Annotated in this window: 14 protein-coding genes; 9 read left to right on the forward strand and 5 right to left on the reverse strand. The window is 68.3% G+C overall.

The window, feature by feature from the left end:
- Positions 1-39 precede the first annotated feature (39 nt).
- From QNO00_RS08145 to QNO00_RS08155, 3 genes are all read left to right on the forward strand, one after another.
- On the forward strand, positions 40-1,224 hold the full coding sequence (locus QNO00_RS08145) for an adenylate/guanylate cyclase domain-containing protein (RefSeq protein WP_502863274.1): 1,185 nt from the start codon (positions 40-42) through the stop codon (positions 1,222-1,224).
- Positions 1,225-1,382: 158 nt separating this feature from the next.
- Complete coding sequence (locus tag QNO00_RS08150; protein ID WP_229967334.1) at positions 1,383-2,216, forward strand: PP2C family protein-serine/threonine phosphatase; 834 nt, start codon at positions 1,383-1,385, stop codon at positions 2,214-2,216.
- Between the two features lie 61 nt (positions 2,217-2,277).
- Positions 2,278-2,760 (forward strand): RDD family protein, encoded by a 483-nt coding sequence (locus QNO00_RS08155; protein ID WP_284024202.1) that lies wholly within the window; start codon positions 2,278-2,280, stop codon positions 2,758-2,760.
- Positions 2,761-2,828: 68 nt separating this feature from the next.
- Here the strand turns inward: QNO00_RS08155 and eccCa are convergent, their stop codons facing one another.
- The 4 genes from eccCa to QNO00_RS08175 are packed head-to-tail and all read right to left on the reverse strand — an operon-like array spanning position 2,829 to position 9,732.
- Positions 2,829-6,866 carry a type VII secretion protein EccCa gene (gene eccCa, locus QNO00_RS08160; RefSeq protein WP_284024203.1) on the reverse strand — a complete coding sequence of 1,346 codons (4,038 nt, stop codon included), beginning with the start codon at positions 6,864-6,866 and terminating at the stop codon, positions 2,829-2,831.
- Positions 6,863-8,023 (reverse strand): CpaE/TadZ family protein, encoded by a 1,161-nt coding sequence (locus QNO00_RS08165; RefSeq protein WP_284024204.1) that lies wholly within the window; start codon positions 8,021-8,023, stop codon positions 6,863-6,865. The genes eccCa and QNO00_RS08165 overlap by 4 nt, the downstream gene beginning before the upstream one ends.
- A complete protein-coding gene (gene eccD, locus QNO00_RS08170) occupies positions 8,023-9,360 on the reverse strand; it encodes a type VII secretion integral membrane protein EccD (RefSeq protein WP_284024205.1) in 1,338 nt (445 codons plus the stop codon). Before eccD ends, QNO00_RS08165 begins: the two co-directional genes overlap by 1 nt.
- Before the next feature lie 3 nt (positions 9,361-9,363).
- Positions 9,364-9,732, reverse strand: a complete 369-nt coding sequence (locus QNO00_RS08175) for a hypothetical protein (protein WP_284024206.1) — start codon at positions 9,730-9,732, stop codon at positions 9,364-9,366.
- Between the two features lie 187 nt (positions 9,733-9,919).
- On the opposite strand from QNO00_RS08175, the gene QNO00_RS08180 reads away from it, so the two are divergent.
- Positions 9,920-10,237, forward strand: coding sequence for a DUF6457 domain-containing protein (locus QNO00_RS08180; RefSeq protein ID WP_284024207.1), 318 nt, complete (start codon positions 9,920-9,922; stop codon positions 10,235-10,237).
- 48 nt (positions 10,238-10,285) lie between these two features.
- On the opposite strand, the gene QNO00_RS08185 is transcribed toward QNO00_RS08180, so the two are convergent.
- Positions 10,286-12,628 (reverse strand): FdhF/YdeP family oxidoreductase, encoded by a 2,343-nt coding sequence (locus tag QNO00_RS08185; RefSeq protein WP_284024208.1) that lies wholly within the window; start codon positions 12,626-12,628, stop codon positions 10,286-10,288.
- Positions 12,629-12,995: 367 nt separating this feature from the next.
- On the opposite strand from QNO00_RS08185, the gene QNO00_RS08190 reads away from it, so the two are divergent.
- The 5 genes from QNO00_RS08190 (at position 12,996) to QNO00_RS08210 (ending at position 18,002) form a co-directional block, all read left to right on the forward strand.
- Positions 12,996-13,331 carry a hypothetical protein gene (locus tag QNO00_RS08190; protein ID WP_229967570.1) on the forward strand — a complete coding sequence of 112 codons (336 nt, stop codon included), beginning with the start codon at positions 12,996-12,998 and terminating at the stop codon, positions 13,329-13,331.
- A gap of 86 nt (positions 13,332-13,417) precedes the next feature.
- Positions 13,418-13,723, forward strand: a complete 306-nt coding sequence (locus tag QNO00_RS08195) for a pore-forming ESAT-6 family protein (protein WP_229967349.1) — start codon at positions 13,418-13,420, stop codon at positions 13,721-13,723.
- Positions 13,724-13,900: 177 nt separating this feature from the next.
- Complete coding sequence (locus QNO00_RS08200) at positions 13,901-14,785, forward strand: hypothetical protein (protein ID WP_284024209.1); 885 nt, start codon at positions 13,901-13,903, stop codon at positions 14,783-14,785.
- A gap of 248 nt (positions 14,786-15,033) precedes the next feature.
- Positions 15,034-17,196, forward strand: a complete 2,163-nt coding sequence (gene ligA, locus QNO00_RS08205; RefSeq protein WP_502863276.1) for an NAD-dependent DNA ligase LigA — start codon at positions 15,034-15,036, stop codon at positions 17,194-17,196.
- Positions 17,193-18,002 carry an inositol monophosphatase family protein gene (locus QNO00_RS08210; RefSeq protein WP_284024210.1) on the forward strand — a complete coding sequence of 270 codons (810 nt, stop codon included), beginning with the start codon at positions 17,193-17,195 and terminating at the stop codon, positions 18,000-18,002. The genes ligA and QNO00_RS08210 overlap by 4 nt, the downstream gene beginning before the upstream one ends.
- The last annotated feature ends 19 nt before the right edge of the window (positions 18,003-18,021 follow it).

Here is an 18,021-nt window from a genome sequence, read left to right on the forward strand (position 1 = left end):
GAAGGCCGCGACGCCGAACCGGCAGCGGATCCCGAGCCGATGACCCTGTCCATGCCAGCCGTTCCTCCCCGGCCCCGAGCCGCCGACGCCGACGCCAACGCCGACGCCGACGCCAACACCGGGAACGGGCGTGCCGGTTCCGGGCGTGCGGGCTCCGGTTCCACCGGCGCACCGGCCGATGCCGGTTCCGCCGCCATCGACCGCGAGGACGTGCGCAAGCTGGAGGCCCAGCTGATCGGCGGCCCGCGTACCCTCAAGCGGCGCGAAGCTGCCGCCGAAGCGGGGGTGTCCCTGCTCTCGGCCCGCAAGCTCTGGCGGGCGATGGGATTTCCCAACCTCGACGACGACGCGGTGTTCTTCACCGAGCAGGACCGCGAGGCGCTGACCACCGTGATCGAACTGGTCCGCGACGAGCAGCTGACCGAGGAAGCCGCCATCTCCATCATGCGCTCGATCGGCCAGATGACCGACCGAATGGTGGTCTGGCAGATTGAAGCGCTGGTCGAGGAAATGGTGGTCCAGCGCGGAATTCCCGACGCCGAGGCCCGCAAGGCGCTGGTGGCAGCACTTCCGGCCCTGATCGAACCCCTGGAAAAGACGCTGGTGTACGCCTGGAAACGGCAGATGAACTCGGCCGTGCAGCGGTTGGCGCTGCGCGCCGAAGCCGGTCTGGCCAGCCATGACGGCTCCGCGTCCGACGACAACCCGCTGCCCCTGGCCCGCGCCGTAGGCTTTGCCGATCTGGTGTCCTACACCTCCCTGTCGCGGCAGATGAATGAGAAAACCCTGGCCCACATGGTCCAGCGCTTTGAGCACAAGTGCGCCGAGATCATCTCCGTGGGCGGCGGCCGGCTGGTGAAGACCATCGGCGACGAGGTGCTGTTCAACGCGGAAACACCGGAAGCCGGGGCGGAAATCTCGCTGGCCCTGGCCAAGGCCTTCACGGAGGACGACCTGCTGCCGGCGGCGCGCGTGTCCCTGGTCTGGGGGCGGGTGCTCTCCCGGCTGGGCGACATCTACGGGCCCACCGTCAATCTGGCCTCCCGGCTGACCTCGCTCGCTGAACCCGGCACCGTCCTGACGGACGCCTCGACCGCCGCAGCCCTGCGGAACAACGACCGGTTTGTGCTGATCCCGCATCAGCCCCGCAACGTGCGCGGATTCGGCGAAATCCACCCCGTGACACTCGCCCGCGGCACCGGGTCGGGACTGATTCTCGACTGACCGGCCGGACTACCTGCCTGCCCGGTGCAGCGGCACGGACGCTTGCCGGAGCGCTTCGGGCGGCGGGCCCGGGCATTCCGCTAGGGTAAGCATAAGAATGCGTAATATGTGTCACTACTGTGGACCACCACAGCGGACAGCTTCCGGATAGGGCGTGAATGAACTTCGACGAAACGACATCCCCGGGCTTGGAACTCCGTGCAGTCTTTGGCTATGCCTCTGACCGCGGACTGCGCCGGGACCAGAACGAGGATTCGCTGATCGCCGCGGACCCGATCTTCGCCGTCGCCGACGGCATGGGAGGCCACGAAGCAGGCGAAGTGGCGAGCAGCATTTGCGTCCGCACCCTGGGCGAGGCGCCGTTTGTCGGCGAGCATCTGCCCGAGGTCGCCGCCGCCGAAGTCCAGAAGCTGCTCCGCGAAGCCGATGCCAGGATCCGGGAAGCGACAGATGGCCGTGCCGGCACCACGCTGACCGGCGCCGTCCTCGTCCGGGACGCGGGCAAACCCTGCTGGCTGGTTTTCAATGTGGGGGATTCCCGGACCTACCGGCTGACCAACGGGCTGCTGGAGCAGATCACCGTGGATCACAGCGAGGTCCAGGAACTGGTGGACATGGGCCAAATTACGCCGGATGAAGCCCTGGTCCATCCGCGCCGCCACGTGGTTACCCGGGCGCTGGGCACGGGCAGTGATACGGATGCCGACTACTGGCTGATCCCGGTGGAACCCGGCGACCGCCTGCTGGTGTGCTCCGACGGCCTCACGGGCGAGGTGAGCGACGGGCAGCTGCAGCAGATCCTGGCCTCCGTCAGCAATCCGCAGGACGCCTGCGCTTCCATGGTGCAGGCAGCGCTGCGGTCCGGCGGCCGCGACAACATCACCGTCCTGGTGATCGACGTCGAAGGTTCCGTCGAGCGCAGCGTCCCGGCGGCCGTGACCCTTCCCGGCGGAGCGGATCCCCAACCTGCCGCGGGAAACACCGAGTCGTGACCGTGGCACCGGCGGCCCCGGCCGGTAGACGCCGCGTCAGCTTCCGCTAGGACAGGCCGGCATGGCAGCCCATCCCCACGTGGTCAACGCAACGGCCCGGCAGCGGCTGGCGGCCAAGGTCATCGACGCTGCCCCGGTCCTGCTCACCGGAGCGGCGCTGCTTGGCAGCGGGCGCTGGGTCCCGGCTGCGGCCTCCGTTGCCGTCGCCTACTGTGTGTGGCTGTGGTGGTGGGAAGCCGGCAGCGGCAAGACGCCGGGCAACCTGGCCCTGGGCATCCGCACCACCGACGAAGCCGGACATCCGCCCGGGCTGCTGGGCATTTTCCTGCGCGGGATGTTGCTGGGCCTGTCGGCAGCCACCGTGGTCGGCCCGCCGGTGCTGCTGGTCTCCAACGTCTGGGATGCCAATGACCGGCGCCAGGGCTGGCACGACAAGGCGGCACACACCCTGGTGGTGGATGTCAGGGCGGGCCGGAACCCGCTGGCCACGGGCGGGCTGCGGCCGGCCGCGCCCGCCGACGGGGCCGGCTGGATCCCGGGCTAGGCCGGCGACGGGGCTCACCCGGGCTAAGCGGCGCCGCTTACCCGGGGCCAGGCCGGCGACGGCGGCGCTCACCCGGTGCCGCTCAGGATCCGGCTCTCATCGTCGTTGAAAAACAGCTGCAGCACCTGGACCGGTTTGCCGGGCTGGATCAGCTGGGCGCGCCCGGGCGGCAGCGTTCGGGCCCGAACGCCGTTGATCAGGGTGCCCTCCCCGCGGTCGCCGGAGAGAATCAGGGCCGCGCTGCCGGAATCCCGCAGGGCTGTAAAGAACGGTTCGTACATGCCCCGGCTCGCGCCGCGCACCCGCCGCGACAGAACGGCGTGCAACCCGAATTCCGGTGCCAGCGGCAGGAACGGGGTCAGCCGGCTCAGCGGTGAGGAGCCGCCGGCGGTCAGGACGTCGTAGTCGTCAATCACCAGCACGATGCGCGGCAGGCCGGCCAGCTCGGCCGGAGCGGCGGTGGTCCGTTTTTCCAGTTCCCCGGCGACGGCCGCGGCGAGCTGGTCAGCCAGGGCGGCACTGGTGGCGTAGCCGCCCAGGGATTCGGTGGGGACCTCGCCGGTCAGGCTGCGGCGCGGATCGAAGACCGCAAAGACAATGTCCTCCGGCCGATGCTGCGCGATGAGCCGGCGGACGACCGATCGCATGACGTTGGTCTTGCCGGAGCCGTCGTCGCCCATGATCAGCAGGTGCCGTTCCCGGCTGTGCAGGTCCAGGGTTTCGGTGCCCAGGTCGGTCTCCCGGAGCCCCAGCGGAACGGCGGCCGGCGCGTCGGGGGTAAGGGCCGTCTCGGCGGAGACCAGCCCCGGCAGGACGCGGACCTGCATGGCGCGCTCCCTGGTCGACGCGGCGACCGCGGCCACCAGCTCCCGCAGGCCCTGGGTCGCGGAACCGTCGTCCGGGTCCGAATCCAGCCGCGGCAGGGCAAAATGGCCCTGCAGCTTGCGGTCCGTCAGGGACCGGCCAGGGCTGCCAGTGCTGACCGCCTCGGCGAGCTTGCGTCCGTGCGCGGATTCGCCCGGGTCGGCGAGCCGTAGTTCGATCCGGTTGCCGAAGAAGCTCTGCTGCGAGATCCGGATCTCGTTCATCCGGGAGCAGGTGACGATGACGTGGATTCCGTAACCGGCGCCGCGGCTGATCAGTGCGTGGACGGGTTTTTCAATCTCCTCGAATTCATCGCTGAGCTGTCCGTAGCCGTCCAGGACCAGCACAATGTCGGCGCTGGGCAGCTCGGGAATGTCCCCCTCCGCGCACCGGCGGCGCAGGGTCGGCAGCGAATCCACCTGATGCTTCTCGAACACATGCTCGCGGTGGGCCAGCATCGCCAGCAGCTCATCCACGGTGCGGCGGACAACTTCCCGGTTGGTGCGCACCGCCACCCCGCCCACATGGGGAAGGCCTTCGAGCGGCACCAGGCTGCTGCTGAGCAGGTCGATCGCATAAATGCCCATCTCGGCCGGGCTGTGGGTCAGTGATAGGGACGCCACGATGGTGCGCAGAGCGGTGCTCTTGCCGGTCTGGGGCCCGCCCACGATCGCCGCGTTGCCGCCGTTCGCGGCAAGGTCCAGCTCCCAAAGGCCTTGCCACTGCTTGGCCGGGTCGTCCAGCAGCCCCACCGGAACACGCAGTGATCCGCCGCTGGCCAGCCGCAGCCCCTTCTCGCCGGAGAGGCCGCCGGCGGCCCGGTCCAACGCGATTCCGCGGGGCAGCGGCGGCAGCCAGATCGGGTCGACGGCACGCGGGAACGTGGCCAGGGTGTCCATCAGCGTGGAAAGGACCGTCGGTCCGGTGGTGCGCTTGGAGGACGACGTCGACGACGGCGCAGCGGCAGCGCCGGCGGCCCCGGTTCCCGCGCCCCCGGTTCCCGGTGCTGCCGAGAGGGAGGCGGCGTAGCGCGGCACCTGCAGGACCTGCGGCTGGTCGTCCGCCTCGGCCGGCCCGCCATCGTGCCGGGCGGCCTCCAGCGGGCCGGACACGTACCCGGCCTTGAACCGGGTGTAGGTGGTGGTGTCCACCTTCAGGTAGCCGAAGCCCGGCACCGGCGGCAGATGGAAGGCATCGGGGGTGTCCAGCACTGTGCGTGATTCGGCCTCGGAGAGGGTGCGCAGGCCGATCCGGTAGGAGAGGTAGGTGTCCAGGCCGCGCAGCTTGCCGCCCTCGATCCGCTGGCTGGAGAGCAGCAGGTGCACCCCGATGGAGCGGCCGATGCGGCCGATGGAGAGGAACAGTTCAATGAAGTCCGGGCGGGCGGTCAGCAGTTCACCGAATTCGTCGATGATCACCACCAGGTGCGGCAGGGGTGCCAGTTCGATGCCCTGGGCCTTCAGCTCCTGCCGGTGCAGCTGGTAGTCGGTGATGTTGGCGAGGTTGCCGGCCGCCTTCAGGACTTCCTGCCGCCGCTGGATTTCGCCGGAGAGGCTGGCATAGACGCGCTCGATCAGGCTGACGTCGTCGGACAGGTTGGTGATGACCCCGGCGACCTGCGGCGCGCCGGCAAAGGGAGCGAAGGTGGCGCCGCCCTTGTAGTCCACCAGCACCATGGCCAGGACCTCGGGGGAGTGGGTGGCCAGCAGTCCCACGACCATGCTGCGCAGCATTTCGGATTTGCCGGAGCCGGTGGCGCCCACGCACAGGCCGTGCGGCCCGTGGCCGAACTGCGCCGATTCCTTGAGGTCCAGCAGGGCCGGCCGGCCGCGGTCGTCCGGGCCCAGCGGCACCCGAAGGAAGTCGACTTCGCCGCGGGGTTTCCACAGTCGGCGGATGTCGGCCGCGTCCAGGTCCGCCGAAAGGCCCAGCATTTCCAGGAACCCCTGGGCAGTTTCGGCGGTGTCATGCTCGAGCGAGTCCGGCGACAGGCGCAGCGGAGCCAGCTCCCGCGCCAGCGCCTCGGCAAGCGGCACCGGGAGGATGTCCAGGCTTCCGCGTTCGACGACGGGAGTCACCGGATCGCCGCGGTAGTTTTCCAGGATGAAGGTCCCGTCCGGTCCGCCGGAATCCTCACTGATGCGCACCACCACCTCACCGGGTTCCTGCTGCCGGTCCGCGACGAGGAAGACGGTCGTGATGCCCAGCGAGGCGGCGGAGGCCTGCTGGTCCGGCAGCTGCAGTTCCGCCGGAAGTACGCCGTAGGAGTCGTTGACCACCAGCAGCCGGGGCAGCGCGGTGCCGACGCCGCCGCGCAGGAAGTTCTTGCGGGATTCGGCGGCGAGCGAGGAGCGGTGGTGCAGATCTTCGGCGAGGACTTCGGCCAGGGCATCAGCGGTGGCTGCGAGCCGGCGGACCGGCCCCGTGGCGTGGGTGCTCTTCTGATCCGCCAGGTGCGGCAGCCAGGTGGCCCATTCCCAGTCGTTCCGCCGCTCCTCCGGCAGGACCAGGGCCAGGTGGAGGTCTTCGGGGGAGTGGAAGGCGGCGCCTTCAATGAGCAGCAGCCGGGCCACGGCGGCCACGAACCGGCGGGAACCCACCACGGAGACATTGCCGGCGCAGTCCAGCGGCACCGTCAGCGGCAGCTCCGGGCTGGACTCGTACCGGCGCTTGAGGATTTCCAGTTCCGTGGTCATGAAGGTGTCGGTCTGGGCCAGCGCCGATCCGGCGCTCATGATGGTGACCTCGCGGTTGCGCCGGAAGCCGGTGCCGATCCGCACGTGCAGGAAATCCTCGTTGGCGCGGCGCCGCTCCCAGATCCGCCGGGTGTCCCGGAGGATGTCGAACAGGGCGTTCGGCGGAGGGCTGGCGGCCCGGGCGACGGCCAGTGCGGCCTGTTCATCGGCGCGCAGCTCGGCACGGGAGCGTTCCAGATACTCCAGATAGTTTTCCCGCTGTTCCCGGCGCTGCTTGCCCTGCCGGCCGCGCTGGCTGAGCATCATGATCACCGACGCGATGATCGTGACAACCATCATCAGCGCCCCCACGGCCGCCAGCGGAGACCCGCGGAAGAGCATCATGACCGTCATCGACACCCCGGCGCCCAGCAGCGGAACGAGGGACATCATGTTCATGCCGGTCCTGCCGCCCTCGATGGGCGGCGGGGCATCCAGCGAAAAGGCCTCGATGGTCCGTGCGGGAGCGGTGGTGCGCGCGGGACGGTGCAGGATCCGGGTGCTCATGCGTAGGCGTTCCGTTCGGGTGCCAGCTCCGCGGTGGACGGAACTCCGGTTCCGGACGCGGCAGCGGCCAGAACCCGGGAGGCGATGGACACGGCCTCGAGGCGGGTGCGGCGGGAGAGCAGGGGCGGGAGAACTTCAACGCCTGCAGCCAGGTGCCGGTCGCGGCCCAAATGCAGGGCATCGATCCCGGCGCGGCGCAGCCGGCGGGCCTCCCGGGACGCGGTGAAAACCCTGTCGGGTGAGGACTGAACCACCAGCACGAGCAGGGGAACGGCAGCCAGGGCGGGTGTGTGCCGCCAGGCCCGGGAGTACTCGACGGCGTCCTCCAAGCCGGCAACACTGGCCGGCGCCACGAAGACGGCCAGATGGGAGTGCTCCACTGCCCACAGCGCGGCCGGGTCCGTGAGTCCGGGGCCGCAGTCAAAAATGGTGACAGGGCAGTAGCGGGAGATCACCCGGGAAAGCCGGGCGGCTCCGGCGGGACCTGCAGCCGCCGTGGGACTTGCAGAGCCGGCGGGACCTGTGAAAGCGGGCGCACCGACGGAAGGGGTCCAAACGGGCGGCGCCTGCGGGCCGGCGGGAGTCCAGACGGCGTCGTCGGATAACCCTTGGCCGGCGGGCATCCACGGATCGGAGGCCCGACGGCGGCCGGTGACCAGCAGGTTGGCCGGCTCGGCGACGGTCAGGAGGGCTGCGAGTCCACGCAGTGAATCAGGAGTGCCGGTTTCCAGCCGGGCGGCGGCGGCCTCCAGCGGCGGTGCGTGCGGAACGCCGAGCCGCAGCCCGAGTGTTCCGGCCGCCGGAGCGAGGTCGAGGGCGGCAACGACGTCGGCACGCATTGCGGCGTAGATCCGGGCCAGCAGGGCGGCCGCCGTCGTTCTGCCCGCACCGCCGCGGGTTCCCACCACGGCGATCCGGCGCCCCGTGGTGACGGCACGCTGGGCGCCGGCGGCTGCGTCCGCCAACCGCTGCGGATAATCGTCACCGCGGAAAAGATCGGCCGAGCCCGCCAGGATCCGGTGCAGGGCGGATTCGGCAGGCCGGGTCCGCAGCACCCGGCGCAGCCGCTGCGGCGGCGACTCGAAGCCGTCACCGGAGGGGCGGGCGGGATCGCCGAAGCGCTCGGGCTGCGGTTGGGGTTCGAAGATGCCGTTCATCAGAAGCTTCCCAGCAGCTGGCCGAACACACCGAAAAGTCCGGCAGCCAGCGGCACCGAAACCAGGATCGCCACCGTCTCCGCGCGCTTGGCCAGCAGCCGGAAACGGGCCTGCGTATGGTCGGGAAACGTGGCGGTCAGCGATACGGCGGCGGCGGCCGCGGTACCCAGAACCCCCAGTCCCACTGCCCACGGCTGATCGGGGACAAAACGCAGCGCGGCCAGCGCCCCCGCGCAGAGGCCGACGGCGACGGCGAGGTAAAGCGCTGTCCGCTGCGGCGCGAGCGGAAAGGACCGGGTGCGCAGGAACACGGCCAGCGTCAGTGCCAGCAGCAGGGGAAGCGTCCAATGCTGGCGGTTGGGATCAGTGCCGAGCAGCCACAGCCCAGGCGCGATGGACAGCGCCGTGATGGCTGTTCCCAGGGTCAGGCTCCGGTGGGCAGCGGCCACGGCAGCCACGGCGTCGGTGCGGGTGATCGAGCCGCCCTTGGCCCGCTGATCATCCAGCGTGGCAAGACCGGACGAGCCGAGGGCGAGCTTGGGCAGCAGGCCCAGCAGCAGGATGCTCGCCAGCGCCGCCAGGGCAGCGGTGCCCACGGCGTCGCCCGTGACGGCGCCGGCGGCAGTCCACAGTCCGGCGGCCAGGGCGAGCGTTGCGGCTCCGCTGAACCAGGCCCGCCGCTGGGCAGCCCCGGTTCCGACGGCGGCCAGCGCCAGAACCGACAGCCCGGCCAGGACCAGCGCCGCGGTCGGCAGCCGCTCCGGTACGCCGTCGTACAGGTGGAAAACTCCGCCCAGCCCGCTGAGCCAGCCCGCGCCGAGCAGCGCCGGTCCGAGTGCCGTGCGGCGGGGCGGACGCCCGGCGGCGGCTCCGGCGGCCAGCCCGAGCAGGGACAGGACCAAGAGCATCCACCAGGCCCCATCCGGTGCCAGCGAGGTCAGCAGGATTTCGGACCCGGCCCAAAGACCGGCCGCGGCAAAGAGGCCCGCGGTGAGATCCTTGCAGCGGCGGTTCCACCGGCCGGCCACGGCTCCGCTTTCGCTGACCACCAGGTCCGTGACGTCGTACACGACGGCGGAGGGAGGGGCTTCGGAGGCGTTGCACAGCAGCAGGGAGGACCCGTCCAGGACCCGGGCCTGGCTCAGCGACGTTTCGGCATTCAGCTCACTGCCGTCGGGCGCCACCAGCACCTTCGCCGCAACCGCCTCGGCCGGCGGGTCATCAAGCAGGTTCAGGACCTGCGGGAGGAGCAGGCCAACGGGCTGGTCGGAGGGCAGGAGCAGGTCAACGTGCTTCCGTGAGCCGATGAGAGTGACCCGGGTGAAGGCGTGCGCCATGGCTCAGGCGCCTGTCCCGTAGCGGGGAGTACTGCTTCCGGCCCCGGGCGCATCAGGCCAGCGCGCATCTGGCCCTGGCACATGGGGTCCGGGCCAGGAGCCCTGCTGTCTGTCCGCTGGAAGGATCTGCCGTAACTGACCGGTCTGTTGTTCCTGCTTGGCGCGGTTCTCAGCCAGCAGGTTGGTGACGAAGGAGTAGCCCACGCAGACGGCGGCAATCACGGCGGCGGCGGCAACGCTGAGGATGAACAACCGCAGGCTGTCCATCCAGCGGCGCTCGTTGGGATTATCTCCGAAGAGCAGCGCCGTGAGCAGCCGGTGCCGGCGCACGGTGACGGACTCGATGAGTTGATTGTCGTAGTCGCTGGCCATTGAGGTCCCCTCGCCCTGTGGACACGTTGCGTACATCCTTGCACCGCGGGCATCGTCCGGCAGCGGGTATTTCCGGCTGGGGATAACTTCGCCAATCCATGTGCCGCGGCGAGCGGAGGCGGGGCGTTGTGCAAAACCGCGGCCGGTGCTAATCCTTGATGCACCAGTCCGCACCGAAGGAGATGCCATGAGTTCCAACCCTGACGCCGAAGAGCGCACTCTGAGCGATTGGAGCCGCCGCCTGACCCAGGCGCTGCAGATCCTCGACTTGGAAGTGGACCACAAGATGCTGGTGGAACTGGCGGAGCAGTCCTCCAAGACGGTGGGACCCAACGCCGGTCTGATCAGCACGTTTGTGGTGGGGTACGCGGCGGGACTGTCCAAGACGAGCGGGCGGAAAGAGGCGGAAAAGGCGGTCCGCGGTGCTGCGGACACGGCTTTTCGGGTTGCCGCCACCGGCCTGGACGGTCCGGACACGCCGGGCTGGAAGGATTCAGGCCAGTAGGGGAAGCCGGGCTGCCGGGGCTCGGGAAGCCCCGGCAGTCCCGCAGGGTTAGGCGCGGGTGCGCGACTTGAAGTCCTCGGCCTGGTCCTGGGCCGGGGCGCTGTTGGGTTCCACCCGCACCAGTACCGTTTTGGACACCGGGGTGTTGCTGCCCTCTGCGGTGTGGTCCATCGGCACCAGGACGTTGGCCTCGGGATAGTACGCGGCAACACAGCCCCGCGGCGTTGGATAGGAGACCACGCGGAACTTCCGCAGGATCCGCTCCGCGTTGTCGTGGTGCACGCCGTGAATGTCCACGTACTGGCCGTCCTTGAGGCCCAGTTCCGTGATGTCTTCAGCGTTCATGAACAGCACGTGCCGGCCGCCGCGGATGCCCCGATAGCGGTCGTTGTGCCCGTAGATGGTGGTGTTCCACTGGTCGTGTGAGCGCAGCGTCTGCAGGATCAGGGTGCCCTCGGGGCGCTCCACTGCCTCCAGATCGTTGACCGTGAGGATCGCTTTGCCGGTCGGCGTGCGGAAGGTGCGCGAGTCCCGGGGGCCGTTGGGCAGCACAAAGCCGCCGTCCTGCCGGATCCGCTCGTTGTAGTTGTCGCACCCCTCGACGACGCGGCCGATGTGGTCGCGGATGAGGTCGTAGTTTTTCTCGTATTCCGCCCAATCGGCATCGATTTTGTTCCCGACGATGAGTGCGCCGAGCCGCGAGACAATGGCCGGCTCGGAGAGCAGGTTCTCGCCCACCGGCTCCAGATTTCCGCGCGAGGGATGAACCACGCAGACCGTGTCCTCGACCGAGACAAACTGCGGTCCGCTCTCCTGGATGTCGATCTCCGTGCGGCCCTTGGTGGGCAGGATCAGCGCCTCCTGCCCGGTGATGAGATGGGAGCGGTTGAGCTTGATCGAAATCTGTACCGTCATCTCGGTCTTCTGCATCGCCGCCTCGGCGAACTGGGTGTCGGAGATCGCTGAGATGAGGTTTCCGCCGAGTGCCACGAAGACCTTGATGCGCCCGTCCTGCATGCCGTAGAAGGTTTCGACGGCGTCGGTGCCGTGATCGCGGGGCGGATCGAAACTGAATTCCTTGCCGAGGGCATCGAGGAAGGCCGGGGGCATTTGTTCCCAGATGCCCATGGTCCGGTCGCCCTGGACGTTGCTGTGCCCGCGGATGGGCGCCGCGCCGGCACCCGGCTTGCCGATGTTTCCGCGCAGCAGCAGCAGGTTGATCATTTCCTTGATCGTGGGAACTGCCTTCTTCTGCTGGGTGATGCCCATGGCCCAGCAGATGATGACCTTGTCGGCCTGCAGGTACCGGTCGGCGAGCTCGTTGATTTCCTCAATGGGCAGGCCGGTGGCCTCCACCACCGTCTGGTCATCGAGGTGGACCAGATGCTCTCTGAGGTCGTCCAGGCCCTCGCAGTGCTTCTCCAAGAAGTCATGGTCCAGGACGGTGCCGGGGTTCCGGTCCTCTGCCTCCAGGACGCGCTTGGAAATGGCCTGCAGCAGGGCCATGTCGCCCCCGAGGCGGATCTGCAGGAACTGGTCGGCGAGCTCAGTTCCCTTGCCGGCGACGCCGCGGACCTTTTGCGGGTTTTTATACCGCCGCATGCCGGCTTCGGGGAGCGGATTGACGGCGACGATGCTGCCGCCGTTGCGCTTGCAGCCCTCGAGGGCGGTCAGCATCCGTGGATGGTTTGTTCCCGGGTTCTGGCCCATCAGGATGATGAGGTCCGCTTTGCCGAAGTCGTCGTAGGTGACCGTGGCCTTCCCAATGCCGATGGTCTGGCCCATGGCCCAGCCCGAGGACTCATGGCACATGTTGGAGCAGTCCGGCAGGTTGTTGGTGCCGAAGCCGCGCACCATGAGCTGGTAGAGGAAGGCAGCCTCGTTGGAGGTGCGGCCGCTGGTGTAGAACGCGGCCTCATGCGGAGAGTCCAGGCTGTTGAGCTTGTCAGCGACGATGCGGAAGGCCTCGTCCCAGCTGACCGGATGGTAGTGGTCTGCTCCGGCCGGTTTGTAGACCGGTTCGGTCAGTCGGCCCTGCATGCCCAGCCAGTATTCGGTGCGGTCGCGAAGTTCGCTGACACTGTGCTCGGCCCAGAACTCCGAGGCGATGACCACGGGCGCGGCCTCCCAGGTGACCGCCTTGACGCCTTCTTCGCAGTACTCGAATTTGCTGCGGTGGTTCGGATCCGGCCAGGCGCAGCTGGGACAGTCAAAGCCGTCCTTCTGGTTCATCTTGAAGGTGGCTTCCAGTGTCCGTTTGACGCCCATGTGCTGAATCGCCGGCTTCAGGGAGTTGTAGACGCCGGGCAAACCCGCAGCCCACTCCTTGGGCGGCTTGACCTCTATGTCCTTTTCATCCACGTTTTCAACGCGGGGTTCCTTCCGTACCACTGCGCACTTCCCTTCGCTCCGCCGTCGGCCGCCCGGGCGCCCGGAGCGTCCCGGACCGGCTGCCACACCCGTAGGAACAGGCCTAGCAGGTGACGCACCTCATAGCAAGGTTCACGCCGCGCGCCGTGAAAGGCGCTGCCGCGTCCGGCAGGCCGGCACCGGCCGGTCCTCCTCCGGCCCGTCCGGACGGGGCCGCACTGCAGTTATCCACAGGTGTCGTGCTCCGCATGGCGTTTCCCGGACCGGCCGCGTTGGATGGGGCCATCGGCAGCCGGGCGGGCCTCCGCAGGGAGCCCCGCAGGGAAGCACCCCTCGGTGCCGAAGACCAATCCGGGCGAGGGCGCGCACGCGCTGAAGGTGGGCAGTGATGAAATTTGATATGGGTTCACAGACGCTGGGAACGCTGACGCAGCAAACGGGGTCCTCCAATCAGGACCTGGGCCAGTTGGTGCGTGCACTGGTGGAAGCCGTGGCTCCGCTCGAGGGCAAGTTCAACGGTTCCGGCCGGGTGAAGTTCGACGAGTTCAAGGCCCGCACCGACGAGGTGGCCAATGAGCTGAACGGATCCCTGGCGGCCATCCTGATGGGACAGGCCGAAATGGACCGCTCCTTCCACATGGGTGACCAGGAAAGTGCCGACAATGCTCAGCAGCAGCAGGGAGCCGCAAGTTTTGATGCTGCCCGCTTCGGTTCCTCGCGCTGATCGTCGCCGGGGTCCTGCATTTCTTCCGCTTTTTGTTGCTGCTCTCCGTTACTTCTGATTTCTGACCAACTTTGAAAGGTTCAACCATGTCCCAGGATCGTTTGAGCTACGACACCGACATTTCTTCGGCAGTGCAGGGCGATATCCAGTCCATTGTGGGTCGTCTTGAGTCGCTGATCGGCGAGCGGGAAAAGTCGGTGAATGCCGCCATGTCCGATTTTCAGGCCGACGGGGTGTCGGAGGATTACCAGGCCGTGGAAAACCGCTTCCGCAACGCCGCCAATGAGACCCGGAACATCATCGCGCTGGTGAAGCAAACCTTGAACCTGAACGACCAGACGGCGTCCAGCGCCGGCGCCCGGGCCAGGGGTGCGGTGCAGAACATCGGCTGACTCCGGAGACGCTGAGTGGGGGAGTCGTCCGGAGCACCGTTTCCCTGCCCTCTGAGAGGGGGATCAGGGAGTCTGGACTAGTCTCGACATATTCAGGGACAACAGTTTCCCGGTGGATTGCGCGAAGAAGATGTCTCGCCGCGGTACTTTGTATTCGCGGCGTTGGGGAGGGCGAGCATGACAGTTTTACAAAAGGCGTTGAGTCCCGAGCAGGTCAAGCTGCTTGTGGAGGGCAATCGGGACACTGTTTCCGGGTTCGCTGTGAAGGAAGCGGACGCCCGTGCGGCGCTCACGCCTGCGGACCTCTTTGCCGTCCACGGTTTGGGGTTTCCGGGATCGCCATGGGACCCGGCGGCGGAAACCGTGCACCTCCTGCGGTTTGAGGCACCGCTTTCGATCTACATCCACGATGCCATGGCACCCGAGTTCGTGGACCGTCCGCCGTTCACCGGGACGGGCTTCGCGCACTGGTCCAAAGGAGTGGTTCCGCTCTATTTCTTGGATGAGTGCGCCCTTACTCCGCGTGCCGAGGTGTGGCGGGTCAAGGCTGGGGCTCCGAAGGAATGCGTGGCGGTGTATTGGGGTGTGGCCGACGGCTGGATGGTCGTGACGGACGATCCGTCCGGCCCGGGTCAGCCCGGCCGGCATATCCCCTCCCACCTTCTGGGCTGGAACGCAGTGTGGCGGGGGCAGCGGTTCCGCGCCGACCTTGAGGAAGACAACGCGGTGCTGGCCGCCCCGACCCGGCCCCCGGCCGAGTTCGGCTCGTTCCGACAGTCGCCCAAGGGCTGCTGGAGCTCAACGGTTCCGTTTGCCGAAGTGGAGGACTTCTTCGAACTCCTGGCCACCTGCACCTGGCGCGGTGAACCGTTCCGAATTACCGACGTTGCCCAGGGGCAGGACGGACGAATGGTCCGGCTGTTTTACACCGGGCACAATGCCGACCGGGCCGAAGCGCTCGGGCTGTACAAGGGAGATGCCGGGGTGTACTGGACGGTGGTTCCGGAGGAGGAGGTGACGGATCACCAGGTGATCGAGAACCGTGTGCCGAGCAGGGTCTAGCCGCCATTCGCGGCCTATTCCTGGACGAATCCGCCAGCCTGAGGGCAATGTCAATTAGCCGCCGGCGGGGCGTGAGGGAAGGGTGTGCGCCGCGCGGCAGGACGGCTGCCGCGGTGCCGGCGCGGAGCCGGACGGCAGCAGCTCCGCCCTCCGGCTCCCGCAGGAGATACGAATGGGGCAAGATTGGTTAGGTGAGCACAGCCAAGACATCCCCGGAACTATCGGACACTGAAGCCGCCGTCGAGTCACTGAGCACGGAGACCCCGCCGAGCGGGGACCTGCGCGAGGAATACCAGAGCATTGCGGACCAGGTCCGGAAGTACCGCTTCGCGTACTACAACGACGACGCCCCGCTGGTGTCCGATGCGGAGTTCGACGAGCTGTACCGAAGGCTCGAAGAGCTGGAAGCGCTGCATCCGGAACTGGTCACCAACGACTCGCCCACCCAGGAGGTCGGCGGCGAGGTGTCCGCCGCGTTCGCACCGGTGGAGCACCTGCAGCGCATGTACAGCCTGGAGGATGTTTTCTCCCTGGATGAGCTGGATGCCTGGGTCCGCAAGGCCGAGGCGTCAGTGGCCAACATCGCCCCGGGCGAGAAAATCAAATGGCTGACCGAGCTGAAGATCGACGGCCTGGCCGTCAACCTGCTCTACCGCAACGGTGAGCTGGTCCGGGCGGCCACCCGCGGTGACGGCACCACCGGCGAGGACATCACGCACAACGTGCTGACCATCAAGTCCATCCCGCAGGTCCTGGAGGGCGAGAACCTGCCCGCGGAGATGGAAATCCGCGGTGAGGTGTTCATTCCGTCCAAGGAATTCGCGCACCTGAACGAGACCATGGTGGAGGCCGGCAAAGCGCCGTTCGCGAATCCCCGAAATGCCGCCGCCGGATCGCTGCGGCAGAAGGACCCCGAGGTCACCGCCCGGCGCCCGCTGAGCATGTACGTGCACGGGATCGGCCTGCGGGAGGGGCTGAGCGCCGCCAGCCAGTCCGAGACCTACGAACTGCTCAAGCAGTGGGGCCTGCCGACGTCGCCCTATTACAAGGTCCTGGACAGCTACGAGGAGGTCCTGGAGTTCATCGCCGTCAACGGCGAACACCGCCACGACCTCTCGCACGAGATCGACGGCATTGTGGTCAAGGTGGACGACTTCGCGCTGCAGCGCGCCCTCGGCCACACCTCGCGCGTGCCGCGCTGGTCCGTGGCGTACAAGTATCCGCCGGAGGAAGTGAACACGAAACTGCTGGACATCCGCGTGAACGTGGGCCGCACCGGCCGGGTCACCCCGTACGGCATGATGACGCCGGTGCTGGTCTCCGGATCCACCGTGGAAATGGCCACCCTGCACAACCAGGACGTGGTCAAGGCCAAGGGCGTGAAGATCGGCGACACGGTGGTGCTGCGCAAGGCCGGTGACGTGATTCCGGAAATCGTGGGCCCCGTCGTCGCACTCCGGGACGGCAGCGAACGCGACTTCGTGATGCCCACCCACTGCCCGTCCTGCGGCACCGAGCTGAAGCCGGCCAAGGAGGGCGACGTCGACATCCGCTGCCCCAACGCGAAGTCCTGCCCCTCGCAGCTGCGCGAACGCGTGTTCCACCTGGCCGGACGGGGCGCCTTCGACATCGAGGCGCTGGGCTGGGAGGCGGCGATCGCGCTGACGCAGCCCACCGAACCCGAAGTGCCGCCGCTGACCAGCGAGGCCGGGCTGTTCGACCTGACCGTCGAAGACCTCGCCGACGTCCGGATCGAACGGCTCAAGCGCGTCAAGGGCGTGGTGGACGGCACCGAACTCGTGCCGTACTTCTACTCCAAGGGCACGCCGAAGAAGCCCTCCGAACCCACCGCCACCACGCGCAAGCTCTTCACCGAACTGGAAAAGGCCAAGTCCCAGCCGCTCTGGCGGGTGCTCGTGGCGCTGTCCATCCGGCATGTGGGCCCGACGGCGGCCCGCGCGCTCGCCACCGCCTTCGGTTCCATGGACGCCATCCGTGCCGCCACTGAGGAGCAGATGGCGCACGTCGACGGCGTCGGCCCCACCATCGCCGCGGCCCTGACCGAATGGTTCGCCGAGGACTGGCACCGCGAAATCGTGGACCGCTGGGCCGCTGCCGGGGTCAGGATGGCAGACGAACGCGACGAGTCAGTGCCGCGCACCCTCGAAGGCATGACCATCGTGGTGACCGGCACGCTGCCGAACTTCAGCCGCGACGAGGCCAAGGAAGCCATCATCACCCGCGGAGGCAAGGCCTCGGGCTCGGTCTCGAAGAAAACTGATTACCTGGTGGCGGGGGAGAACGCCGGCACCAAGCTGGACAAGGCGGAATCCCTCGGCGTGCCGGTGCTGGACGAAGACGGCTTCCGCGCCCTGCTGGCGGGCCGGACGCTCGAGGAGGACATGGCATGACACCGCTTCCGGACCCCGCCGCGATACCCGTCGGTGATCCGCTGGAACTGCTCGACGTCGCCCGCGAGGCTGCCGCTGCCGGGGCCGCGGTGCTGGCGCGGCGCAGCTTCGAGGGGCTCAACGCAGTGAACAAGAGCGCGGCCGGCGACTGGGTGACCGCATTCGACACCGCGGCGGAGCAGGCCGTCCGGGAAGTCCTCAGCAGCCGCCGGCCGCAGGACACCGTCACGGGCGAGGAACTCGAGGACACCGTTCCGGTCCACGCGTCCGGCATCCGCTGGTCCATCGATCCGCTCGACGGGACCACCAACTTCATCCGCAACATCGTCTACTACGCCACCTCAGTGGCGGCCGTGAACGACGACGGCGTCTGGCTGGCCGGCGTCGTGCATGCTCCGGCGCTGGTGCGGGTGTACTCGGCTGCCCGCGGGCACGGCGCCTGGCTGGCCGAGCACGGCAATGTCCGCCGGCTCACCGGCCCGGACCCGGAACGGGTCGGCAAGCTGCTGGGCACCGGCTTTTCCTACGATGCCGGGGTCCGCGCGGAGCAGTACGCCGCACTGCCGGAGCTGGCCGCGGGATATGCTGACGTCCGCCGATTGGGCTCCGCCGCTTTGGACCTGTGCATGGTGGCCGACGGGACGCTGGACGGCTACCACGAGCGCGGACTGAACGAATACGACTATGCCGCCGGCGCGCTGATCGCCGAGGAAGCGGGGGTTCCGGTGCTCCGGCCCGGAAAGCCCGGCAGCGACGCCGAACGGCTTGCCGCCGTAACGGCGGCCGGGGCTGCCCTCACCGCCTGACGCCGGACACCGGCAGCCC

It is taken from the genome of Arthrobacter sp. zg-Y1219 (assembly GCF_030125545.1).
Lineage (GTDB): Bacteria > Actinomycetota > Actinomycetes > Actinomycetales > Micrococcaceae > Arthrobacter_B.